Source organism: Candidatus Eisenbacteria bacterium (assembly GCA_035577985.1).
Lineage (GTDB): Bacteria > Desulfobacterota > Binatia > DP-6 > DP-6 > DATJZY01.
On sequence record DATJZY010000147.1, the window covers coordinates 20887 to 41657 of the forward strand.

The window sequence follows — 20771 nt, forward strand, 5'->3', positions numbered from 1 at the left end:
CGTGACGAAGACGAGCCTTCGCACGCGGCTCCTGAACGGGCAGACGGGCGATCCCGCCCTCCTCGTCCAGCTCCGCTGGCAGGGTCGCGCCCTGCTGATCGACCTCGGCCGCATCGACCGGACGCCGGCGCCGGTGCTGTTCCCGATCGAGGCGGTCTTCGTGTCCCACGCGCACATGGACCACTTCATGGGGTTCGACCAGCTCCTGCGGCTGTTCCTCGCGCGCGACACGACGTTGCGCCTGTTCGGCCCCGCCGGGATCGCCGACTGCGTCCAGGGCAAGCTCGCCGGCTACACGTGGAATCTCACCGACGAGTACGTCTTCACGATCGACGTCACCGAGATCGGTGACGACGAGCTCACGCACACGCGCTTCGCGGCGCGACGGCGCTTCGCGCGCGAGCCGCGCGGCACGTCGCCCTACGCGGACGGCGTCGTGCTCGCCGACCCCGCGTTCCGCGTCGAGGCGGCGCCGCTCGACCACAGGATCGTCTCAATGGCGTATGCGGTGACCGAGCGGACCCATCTGAACGTGCGGCCAGGCGCGCTCGAGGCGGGCGGCTTCCGGCCCGGCCCGTGGCTGAACGTGCTCAAGACCGCGGTGCGTGCGGGCGCCGCCGACGACACACCCATCGAGGTGGCGCCCGGCGATCGACGGCCGCTCGGGGCGCTCCGCGAGGTGCTTCTCGACGTGACGCCGGGCCAGAAGATCGCCTACGCGGTCGACACGCTGTTCTCGCCGGCGAACGCCGCGCGCATCATCCGGCTCGCCCACGATGCCGACGTCTTCTTCTGCGAGTCGCCGTTCCTGGACGAGGACATCGAGCAGGCGACGCGGCGCTATCACCTGACCGCCCGCCAGGCCGGCGCGCTCGCGCGCGCGGCGCGGGCGCGGCGGCTGAACGTCTTCCACTTCTCGCCGCGCTACGAGGGACGATACGGCGACATCGTCGCGGAGGCGCACGCCGAATATCTGGGCCAGCAGGTGCGCTATGGCGACCTGGACCGAGGACACGCGCCGGTTTCTTGAGGCCCATCGCGTGGGTCACCTCGCGACCGCCGGGGCCGACGGCGCGCCGCACGTCGTTCCGGTTTGCTATGCGCTCGACGACGACGCGCTCTACTTCGTAGCCGACGCGAAGCGGAAGCGCGGCCCCGCGCGCGAACTGCTCCGCCTGCGCAACCTCCGTGCGAACGCGCGCGCGGCGCTCGTCGTCGACGACTACGACGACGACTGGACGCGGCTTGCCTGGGTGCTCGTGCGCGGGCGCGCCACGATGGTCGAGGATCCGTTGCAGCATGCCGCGGCACTCGCGCTGCTGCGCGCGCGCTATCCCCCGTATCGCGCGATGCCCCTCGACGACCCCGCCGCGCATCCGGTCGTCCGCATCGCGGCCGACGTCGTGACGAGCTGGCGCGCGTAGCACGGGTCGCCGCGCATGCGCTTTGCGCCGTGCCCGGAGTGTCTTGCGGGCGTGCACCGCAGAGCAGGAATGCAACGTGGGCGCGCTCGCCGCCGGCGCGCCGGAACACCCGCGCGCGGCGCGCTCGCGTGCGCGCGTGCGCTGCAGCGTCCGCCACGCCGCGAATTTTCGACGCCGACAACCCACCGAGAACGCAGGGAAAGCCGGGACGGAGTCGGACCGCCTGCGCGGCCGTGCGCCGCGTCATCCCGATCGGAGCCGGCGCGGCGTCATCGGCCGCTCGCTGGCACTCGTTTCGCTTAGTGGGACCCTCAGAGAGGGGCGACCCGACATGATCATCGACCGCGAAACGTTCACCGAACTTGCCGTCCACCTGAAGCTCGCCTCCGACGCGGTGCTGACCACCGCTCGCCATCTCGCCGTCCTGTCGAACGGGAACAGCGGCCCCGAAGAGAACTGGGCCGGCACGCTCGACAGCCTCATGGCGATGAACAGCGAGATCACCGTCATGGAGCGGATCCTGCGCGCCCTGATGGAAGCGAACCGCGAAGAGGAGGCTGCCGCACCGGCCGTCTCCGCCAAGAAGTCCGAACCCCTTCCCTCCTGAGTCACACCCCGCCAGCGGAGACGGGGCGGCCGCCCCGTCTCCGCCCCCTCCCCAGCGCGGGAGGATCAGGCGCCCCGCTCGAGCCGGAACGTCTCGCGGAGCGCGTCCACCAGGGGGCGTGTGCGCCAGCCGAGCTCGCGCTTGGCGCGACCCGGATCGAAGTTGGGCCCGAACGGGACCGGAAGCGGCAGCATGAGGAACGCGGCGCGGCCGCCGGCCTCCTTCCAGGCCCGCGCGAGGTCCCACGCGGTCTCCCCGTCGCCCGTGAGGTTGTAGGCGCGGCCGATCGCGACGTCGCGCTCGAGCGCGAGCGCGATCCCCTCGGCGACGTCGCCGGCGTACACGAAGGACATGCGCATGCCGGCCGGCATCACCGTGATCGGCAGTCCGACCAGCCAGCCGAACAGCGGCGTGAAGTTCGGATCGAAGGCGCCGTAGATGGTGCAGGGGCGGACGGTCGTGAGCGCGAGGCCGTGCTCGTGCGCGAGGCGCCAGGCCTCCTGCTCCGAGATCGCCTTCGAGATCGGATAGACGGACCAGGGCATCCGCCGCGCGCCGGCGGTGAGCTGCGGCGCGTCCTCGCCGAGACGCCCGCGCGCGAAGAGCCCGTAGACCGCGACCGACGACACCTGGACCACGCGCCGCACGCCCGCGTCGGCGAGCGCGCCGAAGACGTTGCGCGTGCCCTCGACGTTGGCGCGCTCGTGCTCCTCCCAGTGCTGGTTGCCGAGAGCGAACAGTGCGGCGTTCGACACCACCGCGTCGGCGCCGGCGAAGCCAGCCGCGAGGCGGTCGCGCTCCGAGAGGTCGGCCTGGCGGAGCTCGACGCCCTTGGCGGCGAGCCCGGGCACCTTGGCCGGATTGCGGACGACGCCGATCACGTGCGCCCCGCGCGCGAGCAGGACGTCGACGATGTAGCGGCCGAGAAAGCCGGTCGCGCCCGTCACCGCGATGCGCTTGCCGGCCAGCTCCATCACGCGGGCCCGGAGTCCTTGGGCGGCGCGGGGTTCACCAGGTCCTGGCCGAAGGTGCGCGAGAAGACGGTGGCGATCTCCTCGGGCGTCCAGCGCCCGTCGTGGAAGATCGTGCGCACCGGGGCAGGCTCGTTCATGAGCCCGATGATGCCGCCCATCACGAAGAAGACCTGGCCGTTCACGTCCCGTGCCGCGTCGGTCGCGAGGTAGACGACCCACGGCGCGACGTTCTCCGGACCGGTGTGCTGGAGCTGGAAGACCGGCTGTCCCGCCGGCGTCTGGATCCCGGCCTTCGAGCGGGCCTGGCGCGCGGAGTCGGTCACCGTCTGCGTCATGCGCGTGGCCGCGCCGGGGCAGACGGCGTTCACCGTGACGCCGTACTTCCCGAGCTCGCGCGCGACGACGCGGGTCATCGCCGCGATGCCGTCCTTGGCGGCACCGTAGTTCGCCTGGCCCGGGTTGCCGATCACGCCCGACGTCGACGACATCGAGATGATGCGCCCGCTCTTCTGCCGGCGCATGTGGCCCGCGGCGTGGCGCGTGCAGTTGAAGGAGCCCTTCAGATGCACGGCGATGACGGCGTCCCAGTCCTCCTCCGGCATGTTGAAGATCATCCGGTCGCGCAGGATGCCCGCGTTGTTCACCAGCACGTCGATCGAGCCGAACTCCTTCACGGCGGTCCCGACGATGCGCTCGGCCGCCGCGAAATCCGACACGCTGTCGTAGTTGGCGACCGCGATGCCGCCCTTCGCCTTGATCGCCGCGACCACCTCGTCGGCGACGCTCGACTGGTTGCCGCTCCCGTCGATGCCGCCGCCGAGATCGTTCACGACCACCGCCGCCCCTTCGGCCGCGAGCAGCTCGGCGACGGCCCGGCCGATCCCCCGCCCGGCGCCGGTCACGACGGCCGCCTTGCCCGCGAGTCGCGCGCCCATCGTCACGCCTCCTTCGCCGGGGCGGGGTTCACGAGCCCCGCCAGGATCGAGGACGGCGCCAGACGATCGAGCTCGTCGAGCGTCCACACGCCCGTGGACTTGAAGAGGGTCTTCACGGCGCGCGGCTGCGAGAGGAGCGCGATCGCGCTCCCGTAGCAGAGGAAGAACTGGCCGTTCACGTTCCCCGCCCGCTCGGAGGCGAGGTAGACGACCATCGGCGCCACGTCGTCCGGGTCGAGTCGCTCGATGTTCTCGGTGCCGCGGTCCTCGCGCACGATGCCCTGCTGCTTGCGCACCTCGCGCGCCCGCAGATACGCCTCGGTGACCGTCATGCGCGTGCCCGCGACCGGGCAGATGGCGTTCACCGTGACGCCGTAGCGTCCGAGGTCGCGCGCCGCGACCTTGGTGAGGCCGCTGATGCCCCCCTTCGCCGAGCCGTAGTTCGCCTGGCCGGGATTCCCGAACAGCGCGGCGCCGGAGCTGAAGGTGACGATGCGGCCGTAGCGCTGCTCGCGCATGTGGGTGCAGGCGTGGCGCACGCAGTTGAAGGTGCCCTTCAAGTGGACGGCGAGAACGGCGTCCCACTCCTCCTCGCTCATGTTGAAGACCATGCGGTCACGGATGATGCCGGCGCACGTGACGAGCACGTCGATGCGGCCGAACCGCTCGAGCGCCGTCTCGACGATGCGGCGCGCGCCGTCCCAGGCGGCGACCGACTCGACGCTCGCCACGGCGTCGCCGCCCGCAGCCTGGATCTCCTTCGCAACGTCGAACGCCGGGCCCGACGACGGCTCGGAGCCGTCGAGGTTCACGCCGTAGTCGTTGACCACGACCTTCGCGCCGGCCGCCGCGAGGCCGAGCGCCACGCCACGGCCGATGCCGCGCCCGGCGCCCGTCACCACCGCAACGCGGCCGGCGAGCATCTCTCCCATGCGAGCCTCCACGCCGGGTGGTTTACACTGGCGTTCGGACGGCGCTCAACCGTCGTCGCGGCGGCCGGCCGGTCGCGTGGCGTGCGTGAAACGCGACCCCTAGCCGGCCGCCGCGGAACGACCTGCTGTCTCTCCCGCGTGCTCGATCGGGTGCGGCCCGGGAGGCCCTCCATAGCGCTGGAGCCGGGAGCACCCGCCCAATCTCACCACCCGCCGCTCGAGACCGCGGCGGATGTAGTCCGACTCGAAGCCGAGCGCGTCGCAAATGCGCTCGAACGAGAACAGCCAGCGACGCTCGCGGCTCGCGAACCACGCGCGCACCTCGCGCGAGAGCCGGGTCGACACCCGGCTGCGCGGCTCGCACGCCTTGCAGTACAGCTCGACCGCCTCCCGCAGGATGCCGAGCATCAGGCGATGGACGCTCGACTCGCGTGCGCCCCAGCGCGCCTGACGCCAGAACTGCTCGGGCAGCACGATCTGCGGGCTGATCAGCCGATCGCGCTGCTCGTCGGCATGCGTCGAGACCATGCCCCGTCAGCACGGATCGTGCCCGCCCGCCGCTACCGCCCGTAGGTCCCCGAACCTTGGACGAATTACAGGGCAGTGTAGATTCTACAGCCGGCGGGAGATTGGTCCTTGCCGGAGGGAGCCGGCGCGCGTAGACGCGACTCGAGTGCGTCTCGCGGCGAAGATCTTCGCGGCCTCGCTCCTGCCCTTGTTCATGCTGATCGAGGTCGCCGGCTGGAGCCTCTCCGCGGTCAACCGGGTCGTGCAGACGAACCGCCGGATCGTGAGCGAGACGCTGCCGGCCCTGCGGCAGACCGCCGCGACGACCGAGTCGATGACGGCCCTGGTTCGCCTCCATACCCGCTGGAGCCTGTTGCACGACCCCGGCTACCAGAGCCTGTGGACCGCGCGCGCGGACGACCTCGAGCGCGAGCTGGCTACGCTCGCCGATTCCCTCACCACGGCCACCGAACGCCAGATGCTGCGCAAGTGCCGTCACATCTTCGGCCGCTATCGCGACCTCGTCTCGGTGACCGAGGACGGGGTGACGCGCCTCCGGACCCTCGGCCCACCCGATCTCCGCGTCGCACGCCTCGCCGGCGAGCGTATGCTGCGCTCGATCCGCCTGCTGGGTCTCGCCATCGATCACACGGCCCAACAGGCCCAGACCCGTGCCGCCATGCTGGAGCAGCGCACCTGGACGACGGTGTTCGTCGCCCTGCCGCTGACGGCGCTCCTGGCCCTCGTGCTCTCGATCACCGTCGCCGTTCGCGTGACGCGCGTCCTGCGCCGCCTGGCGACGGCGAGCACGCAGCTCGCACAGGGGCAGTTGAGCGAGCCCGTGGTGGTGAACCGCAACGACGAGCTCGGCGATCTCGGGCGGGCCTTCAACGCCATGGCCGCGCGCCTGGGCGAGACGGATCGACTGAAGGAGCAGGTGTTCTCGCACGTGTCCCACGAGCTGCGCACGCCCCTCACCTCCATGCGCGAGGCCACCCACCTCCTGGCCGATCGCGTCGCCGGACCGCTCACGCCCCGACAGGAGCGGCTCGTCGCCATCGTCGGGGACAGCACCGATCGCCTCCTGCGCCTCGTCAACCGGATCCTCGATCTGTCGCGCCTCCGTGCAGGCCTGCAGCCGCTCGAGCGCCGTCCCGTCCGCCTCGCCGACGTCGCGGCGCGTGCCTTGCACGAGCTGCGCCCTCAGGCGGAGGCTACGCAGGTGCGCATGATCCACACGGGCAACGGCGCCGACCCCTGGGTGCTCGGCGACGAGGAGCGTCTGGTCGAGGTGGTCGTGAACCTGGTGAGCAACGCCATCAAGGCTTCGCCCGCGGGCGCCGCGGTGCGCGTCGGCGTGCACGAAGAGGGAGGACGCGCCTCCCTCGTGGTCGAGGACAGCGGCGTCGGCGTTCCGGCGGATGTCCGGGCGCGCATCTTCGACCCCTACGTGCAGGGCCCCGGGGCGCCGGCGGGGACCGGCCTCGGTCTCGCCATCGTGAAGAGCATCGTCGAGGCGCATCGTGGCGAGGTTCACGTCGAGTCCGACGAGGGTCGCGGCAGCCGCTTCGCCCTCACGCTGCCGCGCGTGGAGGCCCCGTCATGAGGCGCCGGCTCCTCGTGCTCGTCCTGGTCGGGACGGCCGGCTGCGCGCTCTTCCGATCGCCCGAGCCGGCGGCGCCGCCGCCGACGGCGGACGCGCTCCTCGCCGAGGCCGACGCGGAGTCGAGCGCCGGCCGCGTCGCCACGGCCGCGGCGCTCTACGAGCGCATTGCGCGCGAGAACCAGGGTCAGCCCGCGGCCGCACGCGCGCTCCTCGGGCTCGCCGCGCTGCGGCTCGACCCGCGCAGCCCGATCCGCGATCGCCGGGCCGGACAGACGGTCCTCGCCCGCGTCGCTTCCGAGTATCCGAAGACGCCGTGGGGCCGGGAGGCGCGCGCCTGGCGCATGCTCATGCGAGAAGCCGACCGCTGCGAGGAGGAGGCGGCTCGACTCGGCGCCGATGCGGATCGCTTGCGGCAGACTCTCGAGACCCTGAAGGACTCCGACCTCGAGCTGGAGCAGCATCCATGATCGCTCGGCGCGTGCTGGTGGTCGACGACGACCGGCACATCCTGGAGGTCCTCGCCATGCGGCTCGAGTCGATGGGCCTCGACGTCTGCGCGTCGTCGGCGCCGGCCGACGTGCCGCAGATGCTGGGCGAGGCGTTCGACCTGGCGCTCTTCGACCTCCGCATGGCGCCGCTCGACGGCATGGCGCTCCTCCGCCTCGCGCGCGAGCGCCAGCCCCACCTGCCCGTCCTCATCATGACCGCGCACGCCTCCATCGACGGCGCCGTCGAAGCGATCCGCAACGGCGCCTTCGACTATCTGACGAAGCCGTTCGTGCGCGAGGAGCTGCACGGCAAGGTGACGCGCGCGCTCGCCGAGCGGCGGTGGGCCCGCGATCGCGAGCTCCTCACCAAGCTCGGGGCGAGCCTCGCCTCCGGCGATTCGGTCGACGGGCTCCTGCGCGTCGTGGTCGAGGCGACCATCGCCGCGACGGCCACGCAACGCGCGGCGGTCTTCCTCGAGGACGCGGGTCGCCTCGTGCTCCGCGCCTCGGCCGGCACGCCGCTCGGCGGCGACGACGACCTCGCCAGCGCGGCCCAGCGTGCGATGGAGCGCGGCGAGGTGAGCATCGTCGAGCAGGCGCAGGCCCGTGCCGTTCTGGCGGCTCCGCTGCGCGTCGAGGGAGCGCTGCGCGGCGCGCTCGTCGCCGAGACGCGCGGCACCGTCGTGCCCACCTCCGAGGACCTTGGGTCGCTCGCGCTCTTCGCGGCGCACGCCGCGATCGCGCTGAAGAGCTCGCTCGAGCTCGAGCGGGCGCGCAGCGGCGCGCTCGCCGCGCTCGGACGCGTGGCCGCGCAGGTCGCGCACGAGATCAGCAATCCGCTGGGCGGCCTCAAGATCTACGCCGAGCTCGTCGGCCGTCGTCTCGCCAGCCACGACGACCGCCACGGCGTCGACCTGGCCGGCCGCATCGATCAGGCCGTCGATCGGCTCGCTGCGCTTGTCTCCGACATCACCGCCTACGGGCGGCCGGCCGAGCTGCGCCGGGAGCCGACCGATCCCGACGAGATCGTCGAGCAGTGCCTCGCGCTCGTCCAGGACAAGATCGCGGAGCGCGAGCTGCGCGTCGTCTGCGAGCTCGCGGGCACGCTCGGCCTCATGCCGCTCGACAGCCGCGAGCTGAACAAGGCGGTCATGAACCTCATCGTCAACGCGGTCGAGGCGATGAAGCCGGGGGGCACGCTGACCGTGCGCACCGAGCGCGGAGCCGACGGCGCGGTGCGCATCCGGGTCGCCGATACCGGGAGCGGCATGAGCGAGGCCACGCGCGCGCGCGCCTTCGATCTCTTCTTCACGACCAAGACCGGCGGCACGGGCCTCGGCATGGCGATCGTGCGCTCCGCCGTCGAGCGCCACGGCGGCCGCATCGCGATCGAGAGCGCGGAGGGCCGCGGGACCGCCGTCGAGATCACGCTGCCTCCCGCCCGAGAGACGAGATGACGGACGTGGCTCCGGTCTCCGAGACGCGGGGACCGGAACGCGACGGTTAGGCGTGCGGTCTTGGCTCGGAATCAACGGGCGCCGCCGGCGTACTCGAGGATCAGCCAGACGACGAGGAGCACGGAGACGATCACGACCGACAACACGGTCGCCCAGGCGATCATGACCCCCGGGCGTGTCATCGTCGGGGGAGCGGCTGCGTCGAGGATCTCCAACTACGCACCGCGTCCCGCCCGTAGCGTAAGGAGCCAGGTCGCGACCGCCGGCGCCACGATGACGCTCGGGGGGATGAGGCTGGCCGCGATGAGCCGCGTTCGCGTGAGGAAGCGTACCCGGGCGAGCGAGGGCGTCCTTACGAACGTCTGTAGAACTCCGCGCGACAGCACCACCCACCACGCCGTCCGGCGCCCTCGACGCCCGAGCACATCGCGATCCCCGACCATGGCACCCCCGGCCGCATCAGCACGGGATATGCCACGAACGAGGTCGCTTCTCCGCCGCCGGGATCGGGTAAGAGTTACGCGCGCTGGTAAAATCGTCTGCCGCTGCCTCCCATGATGGATCGCCTCGACTGCAAGGAGCTGCTGGAGACCCGTCGGCGACGGGGTCTGGTGGCCATCTTCGACTTCGACGGAACGCTGGTCCCGATCGCCCGTACCCCCGACGCGGTCCGAATGTCCGGCGGGTTGCGGCATTCGCTCGCGCGGCTCGCCGCGCGGAGCGACACGCTGGTGGGCATCGTCTCCGGCCGGCCGTTGCGCGAGCTCGACCGGTTCGTCGGCGTCCATGGCATCTGGCTCGCCGGCCTCCATGGAGCGGAACGGCGACCCCCGGGGCGCCCCGCGGAGCACCGCTGGTCTCGCGCCGCAGCCCGGGCGGCCGGCACCATGACCCGACGCCTCGAACGGCGGCTGCGTGCGCTCGGTCCGGTTCGCATGGAGCACAAGGGTCCAGGGGTTGCGGTCCACGTGCGCGGCATGCCCAGGCACCTGCGACGCCGCGTCGAACGCCTGGTCCGGGACGCGTGCCCGCCGGGGTACTCGCTTCTGGCGGGACGTCGCGTGCTCGAGATCCGGCCGGCCTCCGCACCGACCAAGGCCGATGCCGTCCGCTGGATCGCGGGAGCCAGGCCCGCGGCGTCGATTCTCTTCATCGGCGACGACGCGACGGACGAGATCGGGTTCACTGCCCTACGACCAAAGGACTACCCGGTTCTGGTCGACGACGCCGGGGCGCGTCGCGAGCGTCCCCGGGCGCCCCACTCGCGGGCACGCTACCGTGTTGCGGGTTGCCACGAGGTCGCGCGTGTCGTCGCCATGCTGCTGGGCGACGAGGCTTGTCGGGAGCGGTCGCTTCCGATAGCGAAACCTGGGTATGCTGCGTGCCCTCGTCGTAGACGACGACGTCACGTTCCAGGAGGCCATCGCCGAGCTCGTCCGTGAGGAAGGCTTCGAGGTCGCGACCGCCGCAACCCTGGCCGAGGCGCGGGTCGGTCTGGCCGCGAGCCCACCCGACGTCGTTCTGCTCGACATCAACCTGCCCGACGGGAGCGGGCTCGATCTCCTGCGTCAGGCCGACGGGCCGGTCGCACCGGAGTTCGTGCTCGTCACCGGCAACGGGACGGTCGACTCGGCGATCGATGCCATGCGCCACGGCGCGTCGGACTACCTCACGAAGCCGGCCGACGTTCCGCGGCTGCGCTCGGTCCTGCTGAACGTCGCGCGGCGCGGCGAGCTGCGCAGCGAGATCGGCGCCCTGCGGGGCAAGCTGCGCACGCTCGGTCGCTTCGGCGCGCTCATCGGGGCGTCGCCGCCGATGCAAGCGACCTACGATCTCATCGCCCGGGTGGCGCCGACCGAAGCGTCGGTCCTCATCACCGGCGAGAGCGGCACGGGCAAGGAGCTGGCCGCCGAGACGATCCACCGACTCAGCCGGCGCAAGGATGCGCCGTTCGTCGCGCTCAACTGCGGCGCGGTCACGCCGACGCTCCTCGAGAGCGAGCTCTTCGGTCACGAGCGTGGCAGCTTCACGGGCGCGGCGCGGACGCACAAGGGATACTTCGAGCGCGCGAACGGTGGCACGCTCTTCCTCGACGAGATCACCGAGATGCCGATCGAGTCGCAGGTCCGATTGCTGCGCGTCCTCGAAGCCTCCACGCTGGTCCGCGTCGGCGGCGAGGAGGACGTGACCGTCGACCTGCGCGTCATCGCAGCCACCAACCGCGCACCCGAGGCGGCGGTCGCAGAGGGCAAGCTGCGGGAGGATCTCCTCTATCGCCTCGGGGTCTTCCCGATCGCCATGCCGCCGCTGCGCGAGCGCGGGGACGACGTGGTCCTGCTGGCGGAGGCGTTCCTGGACGAGCTCAATCACGCCGAGAAGACGATCAAGCGCTTTCAGCGCCAGGCGCTCGTGCGCCTGCGCGACCACGGCTGGCCCGGCAACGTCCGCGAGCTGCGCAACGCCATCCAGCGCGCCTTCATCCTGGCCGACGAGGACATCGAGGCGAGCCATCTCCCGATCCCGCAGGCGGGCGCTCCCGAGCAGGGCCGGGGCGCGAGCTTCCAGGTGACCATCGGCACGAGCATCGCCCAGGTCGAGCGCCGCATGATCCTCGCCACGCTCGCCGCGCTCGACGGCGACAAGGAACGCGCGGCCGCGACGCTCGGCATCAGTCTCAAGACCCTCTACAACAAGCTGAAGAAGTACCGCCGCGAGCTCTGAGCCGCGCGCCCGATGTAAGAATTTCCGCGGCGTGTAACTCTGCTCCACGCCGCGCGGAATTGGTCACGCGCCGGCGTCCGAGCCGGTTGGCCCGACAAATGCTCCCCGGGCATGTCGCGGAAGCCCGCGGGGGGTCATCGCCGGCAGCGCCTGATCGTCGTGTCGAATCGCGCGCCGGTCGAGGTGGAGCGGACCGACGCCGGTCTCGACACGCGCCGCACGGTGGGCGGCCTCGCGACCGCGCTGGACGACGTCCTGCGGGATCGGGGCGGTCTCTGGATCGCGTGGGCCGGCGCGGACGCGCCGGACGTGCTCCGGCCGGCGACGACCGGGCTCGGCTATCCGATCCGCTCGGCACGCCTGCGGCCCGAGGACGTGGACAACTTCTACGGCGGCTTCGCGAACCAGGTGCTCTGGCCGCTCTGCCACATCTTTCCGGAGCGATGTCGTTTCGAGGAGGCCTTCTGGCCCGCCTACCGGGACGCCAACGGCCTGTTCGCGAACCTGGTCGCGGCCGAGGCGAGCCCGGGCGACCTCGTGTGGGTGAACGACTTCCACCTCTCGCTCGTTCCGGCGGCGCTGCGCGCCCTCGACCTCGGCGTCCGGATCGGCATGTTCTGGCACATCCCGTTTCCGCCGCCGGCGGTGTTCGGCGTCTGCCCCTGGCGCGCGGAGCTGCTGGCCGGTCTCCTCGGGGGCGACCTGGTCGCGTTCCAGACCGAGGCCGACGTGCGGAACTTCCTCGCCTGCGTGCGCGACTTCCTGGGGCTCGTCGTCGACGAGCACCTGCCCCGCGTGCGCTTCGGCGGGCGCGACGTGCTCGTCGGCGACCTGCCGGTCGGCGTCGACGTGGCGCGCTTCCGGCGCGAGGCGGCGTCGGCCCCCGCCATGGCCGAGGCGCAGACGCTGCGCGCCACGCTGGGGACGGAACGCGTGCTCCTGGCCGTCGATCGCCTCGACTACACCAAGGGCATCATCGAGCGCCTGCTCGGCTTCGAGCGCTTCCTCGAGTCGTCCCGGGAGTGGCAGGGCCGGGTGAGCCTGGTGCAGATCACGGCGCCGTCGCGCTTCCGCATTCCGCAGTACCGCGCGATGAAGCAGACGATCGACGAAACGGTGGGGCGCATCACCGGCCGCTTCACCGCCCACGGTCGCTCGCCGCTCGTCTACCTGTACAACGCCTTCGACCACGAGCACCTCGCCGCCTATTACCGCGCGGCCGACGTGGCGCTGGTGACGCCGCTGCGCGACGGCATGAACCTCGTCGCCAAGGAATACGTGGCCTCGCAGGCGGGCGGTGACGGGGTGCTCGTGCTTTCGGAGTTCGCGGGCGCGGCGTGTGAGCTGCGCGAGGCGGTGCTGGTGAATCCGTACGAGCCCGACGGCATCGCGCGGCAGATCAGGGCCGCTCTCGAGCTCCCGGCGGACGAGCGACGCGAGCGCATGGCGGCCCTGCTGCAGCGCGTGACCACGCGCGACGTCCACTGGTGGACGACCGCGTTCCTCATGCTGCTCTCCGGGCACCCCGACGGACCGCACGCGCCCACGCCGGTGACGCCGTGACGGCGCATCCGTTCGAGTTCCGTACACGGCTCACGCTCACCAAGGCGACGCGCCTGGTGGCGGGCGACCTCGCGGAGCTGGTCCACCACCTCCGCGACGTGCCGCTCTCGGTCGTCTTCCACCACACCCATCACTTCCTCGTCCAGCACCAGGAGCTCTCGCCCGAGCCCCCGAACGACTTCGCACACTGGGTGACGACGGCGCTACAGGAGGACCAGCTCGGCGAGCGGCTCGCCGCCGTCGATACGATTCGCTTCGGCAATCTGACGCTGCTCCGCCAGCGTCTGGTCGAGATCCTCGAGGCGCACCTCGAGTCCGAGCACCGCCTTCGCGCCGCACCTCCGGGCGAGGAGTTCCACTTCAAGGATTCGGTGTCCGTGATCCTCCCGACCGGGCACTCGGCGACGACGCTCGCGGAGTTCCGGCAGGCGCTCGGCGCGGTCGGCGCGCCCTCGATCGCCTATCACGTCTTCGAGGCACGCCTGCGCATCGGCGGCGAGGACAACGACTTCTCGCGCTGGATCGAGCGCGAGATGGGTCTGCGTGAGGTGGCCGTCGCGATCCGCGCCCTCGATCCCTACACGCACACCCTCGAAGGCCTGCGCCGGGTCGTGCTCGGCCTGCTGCCGCTGCGATGAACGCCCTCGACGCCTACGTTCCCTTCGTCGGCCAGGCGACCATCGACGAGCTGCGCGCGCTGGGCGATCGGCTGCGCGGGCGGGCGATCCAGCACGTCAACTCGACCGCGGTCGGCGGCGGCGTGGCGGAGATCCTGCACCGCCTGATCCCGCTCACGCGCGAGCTGGGGATCGACACGCGATGGGACGTCGTGCGCGGTGGCGAGGAGTTCTTCGCGCTGACCAAGCGCCTGCACAACGGGCTCCACGGCGCGCCGGGCACGTTCGGCGAGGGCGATCACGCCGTCTTCCGCGAGACGACCGACGAGAACCTCGCCTCGCTCGAGCTGGGGGACGACGTGGTGTTCATCCACGATCCGCAGCCGCTCGGGCTGATCGAGGGGCTGCGCCACCCGTCGCGATCGGTGTGGCGCTGCCACATCGACGTCTCGGCGCCGGCCCCGGAGGCGTGGGAGTTCATCCGCCCGTGGGTGGAGCGCTACGGGGCGGCGATCTTCTCCGCGCCGCAGTTCGCGCGCGACCTCCGCATGGATCAGTTCCTGGTCGCGCCCTCGATCGATCCGCTTTCGGACAAGAACCGCGAGCTGGAGCCCGAGGTCGTACGCGAGATCGCGATCCGCTACGGGCTCGATCCGTCGCGCCCGATCGTGACGCAGATCTCACGATTCGATCGGCTGAAGGATCCCCTCGGCGTCATCGAGGCGTTCCGCTCGGCGCGCCGCTACAACGACTGCCAGCTCCTGCTCGCCGGCGGGGGCGCGAGCGACGATCCGGAGGGACACGCGGTGCTCGCCGAGTGCCGCGAGCGCGCCGCGGGCGATCCCGACGTCCACGTCCTCGAGCTGCCGCCGACCGCGAACCTCGAGATCAACGCCCTGCAGCGCGCCTCGACCGTCATCGTGCAGAAGTCGCTTCGCGAGGGGTTCGGACTCACCGTCACGGAGGCGCTCTGGAAGGGAAAGCCGGTCATCGCCACGGCGACGGGCGGCATCCCTCTGCAGATCGCGCACAAGTACTCGGGCATCCTCACGCACTCCGTCGAGGGCACGGCGTACTGGCTGAAGCAGCTGCTCAACGCGCCCGATTACGCGCGCTGGCTCGCGACCAACGGCCGCGAGCACGTGCGACACAACTTCCTCCTGATTCGCCACCTGCGCGAGTACCTGCTGCTCGTGGTCGCGCTCGACCATCCGGGCGAGACGCTGATCCGCCTCGGGTGACGGGTCACAGGTTCTGGAAGTGATCCCAGGGATACTCGGGCTCCAGAACCGGGCGATAGCCACGCGGCACCGGGAGCGGCGCCGTCACGAATTCATAGACGCCCGTGAGCTCGCGTGCGACTACCATGCCGAGGCCCTTGGCGAAGCCCAGCGGCAGTCCGGCGGGTCCGTGCTTCTCGGATTCGTCCACCATCTGGCCCGGCAGCTCGAGTGCGCCGCCGACCATGCCGGCGACGCCGCGGCCGAGCTTGTCGACCGGCGTATACGCCGGCGGGTCGGCGTGCGCGGCGGCGGCGAACACGAGCGCCGACGAAAACAGAGCAGCCGAGATGAGCGATGTGCGTCGATTCTTCATGCGGCCGCAAGGAGCAGAATCCGTGCCGGCCGCGCCCGCAGCGTCCGAGGGTCGATCACGGCGATGCTTCACGTCGAATGTAGATTCTACAGCCACTCGACACGAACTCCGTTCCGCCATTCGACGTAGGCACGGTGGCGGCGCGCCTCTTGCACACGCTCGCAGCGATGAAACGCGCCGCACATCTCACGACGTTGCTCCTTCTTCTCGCGACGCCGCTCGCGACGACGCGAGCCCACGCCGACGTGCCGCGCCTGCGCCGCATGGTGGTCGTCGGCGACAGCCTGCTCGCGGGCTTCGCATCGGGCGGGTTCGTCGGACACGGTCGCATGGGCCAGGTGAACGGCGCCGCGTCGCTCGTCGCGCGCCAGGCGGGCGTGAGCCTGCCGCTGCCGCTCATGTCGTCGCCCGGCGTGCCGCCTCCGCTCGCGATCGACGATGCGAACCGCAACGGCCTGCTCGACCCCGGCGAGGTGCGGCGGAAGGTCGACGACATCGGCATGCGGTCGAAGCCCTTCCGCGAGACGCGCAACCTCGCGATCCCCGGCGAGGACGTGTCGTCGGTCTTCGACGAGATCGGACCCGATGACGTCGCGCGCCAGCTCGCGGGGGGCGACGACGTGAACGGGCGCGATCTCCTGAAGTTCCTGATCCTCGGCCTGCCACCGACGACCGACTCCGTCTCCCAGGTGACGCGTGTGCGTGATCTGGACCCGACCTTCCTGCTCGTCTGGATCGGAAGCAACGACGTACTCGGCATGGCGACCGACACGAATCCCGCCGGCGCCGACGAGAGCGCGGCGGTGTTCGGCCAGCGGTTCCGCCGGCTGCTGAATGCGCTCGCGGACACCGGCGCGGACATGGCCGTGGCCAACCTCCCCGACGTCACGGGCATCGCGGCGCTGCGTCACGCGACCGCCGAGGTCACGAGCTGCGACGCCGGCGGCGGCGTGCTCGCCCCGGTCGCCGCGGACGATCTCCTCTCGATCGACCTCGCCCGCTCCTCGCTGCCGACCCCGCCCTGCTCGAAGGTCCTCGACGCGACCGAGCGCGCGCAGGTACGCGCCACCATCGTCGCCTTCAACGCCGAGATCGCGGCGGCGATCGCCGACACCGAGCAAGGCCGCGGCGTCATGATCGCGCCGGTCGACGTGTTCGCGCTCTTCGATCAGCTTCGCGACGCTGGCACCGACCTCGACGGCGATGGCACCCCGGACGCGACGACGGCGTACCTCGGCGGCGTCTTCAGCCTCGACGGCATCCACCCCACCCGCACCGGTCACGCCCTCATCGCGAACGCTTTCATCGACGCCATCAACGCGCGCTTCGGCGACGGCATCGCGCCGGTGAACGTCGCCCGCGTGAACGCCCACGACCCGCTCGCCCACAGCCGGTTCCGTCCCGCGGGCGAGCCGCCGTTCGGCCTCATCGGCGACCCCGACGTCGACGACATCGAGGGCTTCTTCACGAAGATCTACGATCGCCTCTCGAACCAGGCCAAGCGGTTTGGCGAGCACCTCCTGGATCGCATCACGCACTGGTTCGACCGCCTGTTCTGAGGCGGCGTCATGATCTAAAGAGCCCCTGCGTGACGTCCGGCCGCACCCGGCTCGCCGAGGTCGTGGCGGTCTTCGGCCGCCTCGGTTGCACGGCGTTCGGCGGACCGGCGGCACACGTGGCGATGCAGGAGGAGGAGTGCGTCCGGCGTCGCGGCTGGCTCGATCACCAGCGCTTCCTGGACATGCTGGCGGCGACGAATCTCATCCCGGGCCCCAACTCGACCGAGATGGCGATCCATCTCGGACGCCTGCGGGCCGGATGGCCGGGTCTCGTCGCCGGCGGCGTCGCGTTCGTCCTGCCGTCGGCCGTGCTGGTCACGGTCCTCGCGGCGGCCTACGCGCGCGTGGGCGCGGTGCCGCGCGTCGAGATCGTGCTCGCGACCCTGCGCCCCGCCGTGGTCGTGGTCGTGGCCGCGGCGCTGGTCCGCCTGGCGCGCCAGGCAATCGGCGGCGGCGCCCAGATCGCGATCGCAGCGCTCGCCCTCGTAGCGTCGCTGGCGGGCCTCGGCGAGGTTTCGATCGTCGTGCTCGCGGCCGTCGCCGGCGTCCTCGGCGCGCGCTTCGACCCGAGCCGGCTCCGCGCCGTGCCCCTCGCCGAGCTCGGGCTCGTGTGCCTCAAGATCGGTGCCACGATGTTCGGGAGCGGCTATGTCCTCATCGCCTATCTCCGCGCCGAGCTCGCGGCGCACGGCTGGCTGTCGGACAGGGCGCTCCTCGACGCGGTGGCGATTGGACAGGTGACGCCTGGGCCGGTGTCGACCGCCGCCACGTTCGTCGGCTACCTGCTCGCGGGCGTCCCGGGCGCCGCCGTCGCGACGGTGGCGATCTTCCTGCCCGCCTTCGTGCTCGTCGCCGCGACCGGTCCGCTCCTCGAGCGGTGGCGCGATCGGCCCGCCGTCCGTCGCACGCTCGACGTCGTCAACGCGGCGGTGGTCGGCCTGATCGCGGCCGTCCTCGTACGGCTGGCGCCGGCGGCGCTCGCGGGACCGATCGAGATCGCGATCGCGCTCGCGAGCGGCGCAGCGCTCTGGGCCCTCGACGCCGGCTCGACGGCCGTGTTCTCGGGCGTGCTGATCGCCGGGGTCGTCCGCGCGCTCGTCGCGCGGTGACGCTCAGTACGAGCTGCGCGGGAGGCGGCAGCGAAAGACGACCGTCGTCGTGGCATCGCCGAGCGTCACGAGCGAGCCGCGGTCCACGCTCACGAACGAGTCGTCGCAGGCCCCCGAGGCCGGGGGGCACTCGTTCCGCCACGTGAACACGCAGGTGCCCGCGTCGCCCCGCCTGCAGCGGATGAGATCGGTCGGGAGCGCGCGGCTGCGGCGACCGAGAAGCTGTCCTCGCACCAGCGGGGCGCCGCTGCGGCACGAGAGCACGACGATCCGATTCTCGCAGGGCCCGACATCGGGACAGGCCAGGGTCGCCGCCGGGATGCGCGACACCGTCGCGAGCAGGACGAGCAGCGCTGACGCGACCAGGCGCATGGGCGGACGTTTACGCCGCCGGCACGACCACGTCCATCGGCCGAAGGTCCTACGACTCCGGGCCGAGCACGAGCGCTCCGAGCGGCGGCAGGGCGAGCCGCATCGACTGCGCGAACCCGTGAAGCGGCACGGGCTCGGTCACGACGCGCTTCCGGGTCTCGTAGCCGCTGCCGCCGTAGCGGCGGTCGTCGCTCGACAGCAGCTCGACGTATGCGCCGCTCGCCGGCGAGCCGATGCGGTAGTCGGAGCGCGGAACGGGCGTCAGGTTCAGCACCACGACGAGGTGGGCGTCGCCGTCGCGGCGGACGTAGGACACGATCGACTGATCGCGGTCCGTGCAGTCGATCCAGCGAAAGCCGTCGGGATCGGGATCGACGCGCCACAGGCACGCGCGCTCGCGATACAGGCGCGCCAGATCGGCGAGGAAACGCTGCAGCCCCGCGCGCGCCGGATCGTCCGCCAGATGCCAGGGCAGGCTCGCGTCGTGATTCCATTCCTCGTGCGACGCGAGCTCCGTCCCCATGAAGAGGAGCACCTTGCCCGGACGCGTGTACTGATAGGCGAGCAGCGTGCGGAGGTTCGCGAGCTTCTGCCAGAGATCCCCGGGCATCTTCTCGAGCAGGGAGCGCTTCCCGTGCACGACCTCGTCGTGCGAGAGCGGGTTCACGAAGCGCTCGCTCGTCTCGTAGAGCATCGCGAAGGTGAGGTCGTTCTGGTGGAATTTACGGTGCACCGGCTCGAGCGCGAAGTAGAACAGGGTGTCGTGCATCCAGCCCATGTTCCACTTGAACGTGAAGCCGAGCCCGCCCTGCCGGACGGGCCGCGTGACGCCGGGCCACGCGGTCGACTCCTCCGCGATCGTCATCGCGCCCGGCGCCTCGGCGGCGAGGGCGTCGCTCACCTCGCGCAGGAGCGCGATCGCCTCCAGGTTCTCGCGCCCGCCGTACCGGTTCGGGATCCATTGCCCGGCGCGCCGGCTGTAGTCGCGATAGAGCATCGACGCGACGGCGTCGACGCGCAGCCCGTCGGCGTGGAACGTCCGGCACCAGTGCACGGCGTTCGAGACGAGGAAGCTCCGTACTTCGCTGCGCCCGTAGTTGAAGATGAGCGTGCCCCAGTCCGGATGCTCGCCCTCGCGCGGGTCCTCGTGCTCGTAGAGCGCGGTGCCGTCGAATCGACGTAGCGCCCAGTCGTCGCGCGGGAAGTGCGCCGGCACCCAGTCGAGGAGGACGCCGATGCCCGCCTGGTGACAGGTGTCGACGAAGAAGCGGAAGTCGTCCGGCGTCCCGAAGCGCGAGGTCGGCGCAAAGTAGCCCGACACCTGGTAGCCCCACGAGCCGTCGAACGGGTGCTCCATCACGGGCAGCAGCTCGACGTGCGTGAAGCCGAGCCGCCGCGCGTGCTCGGCGAGGCGCGGCGCGATCTCGCGATACGTGAGCGGGCGATTGCCCTCCTCGGGGACGCGTGCCCACGATCCCAGGTGCACCTCGTAGATCGTGATCGGCTCGCGCGTCCAGTCGCGCGTCCGGCGCGCGTCCATCCACGCCGCGTCACCCCACGCATACGTGCTCTCCGCGACCACCCGCGACGCCGTGCGCGGCGGGTGCTCGAGCGCAGCCGCCAGCGGATCGGTCTTGAGGCGGATCGTGCCCTGCGGCGTCAGGATCTCGTACTTGTAGACGGCGCCCGCCTCGACGCCGGGCACGAAGATCTCGAACACGCCCGAGGCCCCGAGCTGCCGCATCGGGAAGAGGCGGCCGTCCCAGCGACAGAAGTCGCCGACCACCGACACGCGGCGGGCGCTCGGCGCCCAGACCGCGAACGCGGTGCCCCGCACGCCGTCGATCACGAGCGGGCGCGCCCCGAGGCGCTCTCCGAGCCGACGATGCGTGCCCTCGTTCAGCAAGTGCAGGTCGACGTCGCCCAGGGTCGGCAGGAAGCGGTACGGATCGTCCCGCTCCCAGGTGTTCCCGTCGCCGAATCGCAGACGCAGGCGATAGCGCAGCGGCGGCGCGACGCCGGCGACGAAGCCGACGAAGAGCCCGCCCTTGCCGTCGGGCTCGAGCGGAACGACCCGCCCGTCGTCGCACATCGCCTCGATCGCGACCGCATCGGGGTGGAACGCCCGGATGACGGTGCCGCTCGCGCCGTCGCACGCGCCCGGGTGCGCTCCCAGCACGTCGTGCGGCGTCGCATGCGCCCCCGCAAGCAGGCGCGCACGATTGCTCGCGTCGACGGGAGGGGCGGGCCGGGGCATGCGCGTCGATCGATACTCGAACGGAGGGTCTCGTGCGAATGACGCCG

At 71.6% G+C, this 20771-nt stretch carries 19 protein-coding genes; 12 read left to right on the forward strand and 7 right to left on the reverse strand.

Going from position 1 to position 20771, the window contains the following annotated elements:
- The first annotated feature begins 1 nt into the window (after position 1).
- The 3 genes from VMS22_21195 (at position 2) to VMS22_21205 (ending at position 2031) form a co-directional block, all read left to right on the forward strand.
- Positions 2-1030 (forward strand): MBL fold metallo-hydrolase, encoded by a 1029-nt coding sequence (locus VMS22_21195; GenBank protein HXJ36561.1) that lies wholly within the window; start codon positions 2-4, stop codon positions 1028-1030.
- A 10-nt stretch (positions 1031-1040) separates the two neighbouring features.
- Positions 1041-1424 (forward strand): TIGR03668 family PPOX class F420-dependent oxidoreductase, encoded by a 384-nt coding sequence (locus VMS22_21200; protein HXJ36562.1) that lies wholly within the window; start codon positions 1041-1043, stop codon positions 1422-1424.
- Positions 1425-1500: 76 nt separating this feature from the next.
- Positions 1501-2031: a hypothetical protein gene (locus tag VMS22_21205; GenBank protein HXJ36563.1), complete on the forward strand. Its 531-nt coding sequence runs from the start codon at positions 1501-1503 to the stop codon at positions 2029-2031.
- Between the two features lie 65 nt (positions 2032-2096).
- Here the strand turns inward: VMS22_21205 and VMS22_21210 are convergent, their stop codons facing one another.
- From VMS22_21210 to VMS22_21225, 4 genes are all read right to left on the reverse strand, one after another.
- Positions 2097-3005: an NAD-dependent epimerase/dehydratase family protein gene (locus tag VMS22_21210; protein ID HXJ36564.1), complete on the reverse strand. Its 909-nt coding sequence runs from the start codon at positions 3003-3005 to the stop codon at positions 2097-2099.
- Positions 3005-3940 carry an SDR family NAD(P)-dependent oxidoreductase gene (locus VMS22_21215; GenBank protein ID HXJ36565.1) on the reverse strand — a complete coding sequence of 312 codons (936 nt, stop codon included), beginning with the start codon at positions 3938-3940 and terminating at the stop codon, positions 3005-3007. The genes VMS22_21210 and VMS22_21215 overlap by 1 nt, the downstream gene beginning before the upstream one ends.
- Before the next feature lie 2 nt (positions 3941-3942).
- Complete coding sequence (locus VMS22_21220) at positions 3943-4872, reverse strand: SDR family NAD(P)-dependent oxidoreductase (protein HXJ36566.1); 930 nt, start codon at positions 4870-4872, stop codon at positions 3943-3945.
- A gap of 99 nt (positions 4873-4971) precedes the next feature.
- On the reverse strand, positions 4972-5400 hold the full coding sequence (locus VMS22_21225; GenBank protein HXJ36567.1) for a hypothetical protein: 429 nt from the start codon (positions 5398-5400) through the stop codon (positions 4972-4974).
- A gap of 145 nt (positions 5401-5545) precedes the next feature.
- Here VMS22_21225 and VMS22_21230 point away from each other — a divergent pair, with 145 nt between their 5' ends.
- The 7 genes from VMS22_21230 to VMS22_21260 all read left to right on the forward strand — a co-directional run bounded on the left by VMS22_21230 (position 5546) and on the right by VMS22_21260 (position 15072).
- The gene (locus tag VMS22_21230; GenBank protein ID HXJ36568.1) at positions 5546-6985 is read left to right on the forward strand and encodes a HAMP domain-containing sensor histidine kinase; all 1440 of its coding nucleotides are present in this window, start codon (positions 5546-5548) and stop codon (positions 6983-6985) included.
- Positions 6982-7452, forward strand: coding sequence for a hypothetical protein (locus VMS22_21235; protein ID HXJ36569.1), 471 nt, complete (start codon positions 6982-6984; stop codon positions 7450-7452). The genes VMS22_21230 and VMS22_21235 overlap by 4 nt, the downstream gene beginning before the upstream one ends.
- Positions 7449-8930: an ATP-binding protein gene (locus tag VMS22_21240; GenBank protein HXJ36570.1), complete on the forward strand. Its 1482-nt coding sequence runs from the start codon at positions 7449-7451 to the stop codon at positions 8928-8930. Before VMS22_21235 ends, VMS22_21240 begins: the two co-directional genes overlap by 4 nt.
- A gap of 1374 nt (positions 8931-10304) precedes the next feature.
- Positions 10305-11651, forward strand: a complete 1347-nt coding sequence (locus VMS22_21245; GenBank protein HXJ36571.1) for a sigma-54 dependent transcriptional regulator — start codon at positions 10305-10307, stop codon at positions 11649-11651.
- Between the two features lie 111 nt (positions 11652-11762).
- On the forward strand, positions 11763-13214 hold the full coding sequence (locus VMS22_21250; protein HXJ36572.1) for a trehalose-6-phosphate synthase: 1452 nt from the start codon (positions 11763-11765) through the stop codon (positions 13212-13214).
- On the forward strand, positions 13211-13852 hold the full coding sequence (locus tag VMS22_21255; protein HXJ36573.1) for a DUF5752 family protein: 642 nt from the start codon (positions 13211-13213) through the stop codon (positions 13850-13852). The genes VMS22_21250 and VMS22_21255 overlap by 4 nt, the downstream gene beginning before the upstream one ends.
- Positions 13849-15072 (forward strand): glycosyltransferase, encoded by a 1224-nt coding sequence (locus VMS22_21260; protein ID HXJ36574.1) that lies wholly within the window; start codon positions 13849-13851, stop codon positions 15070-15072. The genes VMS22_21255 and VMS22_21260 overlap by 4 nt, the downstream gene beginning before the upstream one ends.
- A 4-nt stretch (positions 15073-15076) precedes the next feature.
- Here the strand turns inward: VMS22_21260 and VMS22_21265 are convergent, their stop codons facing one another.
- Positions 15077-15427: an exosortase system-associated protein, TIGR04073 family gene (locus VMS22_21265; GenBank protein HXJ36575.1), complete on the reverse strand. Its 351-nt coding sequence runs from the start codon at positions 15425-15427 to the stop codon at positions 15077-15079.
- A 167-nt stretch (positions 15428-15594) separates the two neighbouring features.
- Between VMS22_21265 and VMS22_21270 the strand changes: the two genes are divergently transcribed.
- Positions 15595-16986 carry an SGNH/GDSL hydrolase family protein gene (locus tag VMS22_21270; protein HXJ36576.1) on the forward strand — a complete coding sequence of 464 codons (1392 nt, stop codon included), beginning with the start codon at positions 15595-15597 and terminating at the stop codon, positions 16984-16986.
- Between the two features lie 29 nt (positions 16987-17015).
- A complete protein-coding gene (locus tag VMS22_21275; GenBank protein ID HXJ36577.1) occupies positions 17016-18095 on the forward strand; it encodes a chromate transporter in 1080 nt (359 codons plus the stop codon).
- A 3-nt stretch (positions 18096-18098) separates the two neighbouring features.
- On the opposite strand, the gene VMS22_21280 is transcribed toward VMS22_21275, so the two are convergent.
- Positions 18099-18467, reverse strand: coding sequence for a hypothetical protein (locus VMS22_21280; GenBank protein ID HXJ36578.1), 369 nt, complete (start codon positions 18465-18467; stop codon positions 18099-18101).
- Positions 18468-18516: 49 nt separating this feature from the next.
- Complete coding sequence (gene glgB, locus VMS22_21285; GenBank protein HXJ36579.1) at positions 18517-20724, reverse strand: 1,4-alpha-glucan branching protein GlgB; 2208 nt, start codon at positions 20722-20724, stop codon at positions 18517-18519.
- Between the last annotated feature and the right edge of the window lie 47 nt (positions 20725-20771).

Bases quoted from the DNA above. Each gene is read 5' to 3' on its own strand.
- VMS22_21245 (HXJ36571.1), top strand. From the start codon at position 10,305: ATGCTGCGTGCCCTCGTCGTAGACGACGACGTCACGTTCCAGGAGGCC.
- VMS22_21280 (HXJ36578.1), bottom strand. From the start codon at position 18,467: ATGCGCCTGGTCGCGTCAGCGCTGCTCGTCCTGCTCGCGACGGTGTCG.
- VMS22_21250 (HXJ36572.1), top strand. From the start codon at position 11,763: ATGTCGCGGAAGCCCGCGGGGGGTCATCGCCGGCAGCGCCTGATCGTC.
- VMS22_21270 (HXJ36576.1), top strand. From the start codon at position 15,595: ATGAAACGCGCCGCACATCTCACGACGTTGCTCCTTCTTCTCGCGACG.
- VMS22_21220 (HXJ36566.1), bottom strand. From the start codon at position 4,872: ATGGGAGAGATGCTCGCCGGCCGCGTTGCGGTGGTGACGGGCGCCGGG.
- VMS22_21260 (HXJ36574.1), top strand. From the start codon at position 13,849: ATGAACGCCCTCGACGCCTACGTTCCCTTCGTCGGCCAGGCGACCATC.
- VMS22_21235 (HXJ36569.1), top strand. From the start codon at position 6,982: ATGAGGCGCCGGCTCCTCGTGCTCGTCCTGGTCGGGACGGCCGGCTGC.
- VMS22_21210 (HXJ36564.1), bottom strand. From the start codon at position 3,005: ATGGAGCTGGCCGGCAAGCGCATCGCGGTGACGGGCGCGACCGGCTTT.
- glgB (HXJ36579.1), bottom strand. From the start codon at position 20,724: ATGCCCCGGCCCGCCCCTCCCGTCGACGCGAGCAATCGTGCGCGCCTG.
- VMS22_21265 (HXJ36575.1), bottom strand. From the start codon at position 15,427: ATGAAGAATCGACGCACATCGCTCATCTCGGCTGCTCTGTTTTCGTCG.
- VMS22_21240 (HXJ36570.1), top strand. From the start codon at position 7,449: ATGATCGCTCGGCGCGTGCTGGTGGTCGACGACGACCGGCACATCCTG.
- VMS22_21225 (HXJ36567.1), bottom strand. From the start codon at position 5,400: ATGGTCTCGACGCATGCCGACGAGCAGCGCGATCGGCTGATCAGCCCG.
- VMS22_21215 (HXJ36565.1), bottom strand. From the start codon at position 3,940: ATGGGCGCGCGACTCGCGGGCAAGGCGGCCGTCGTGACCGGCGCCGGG.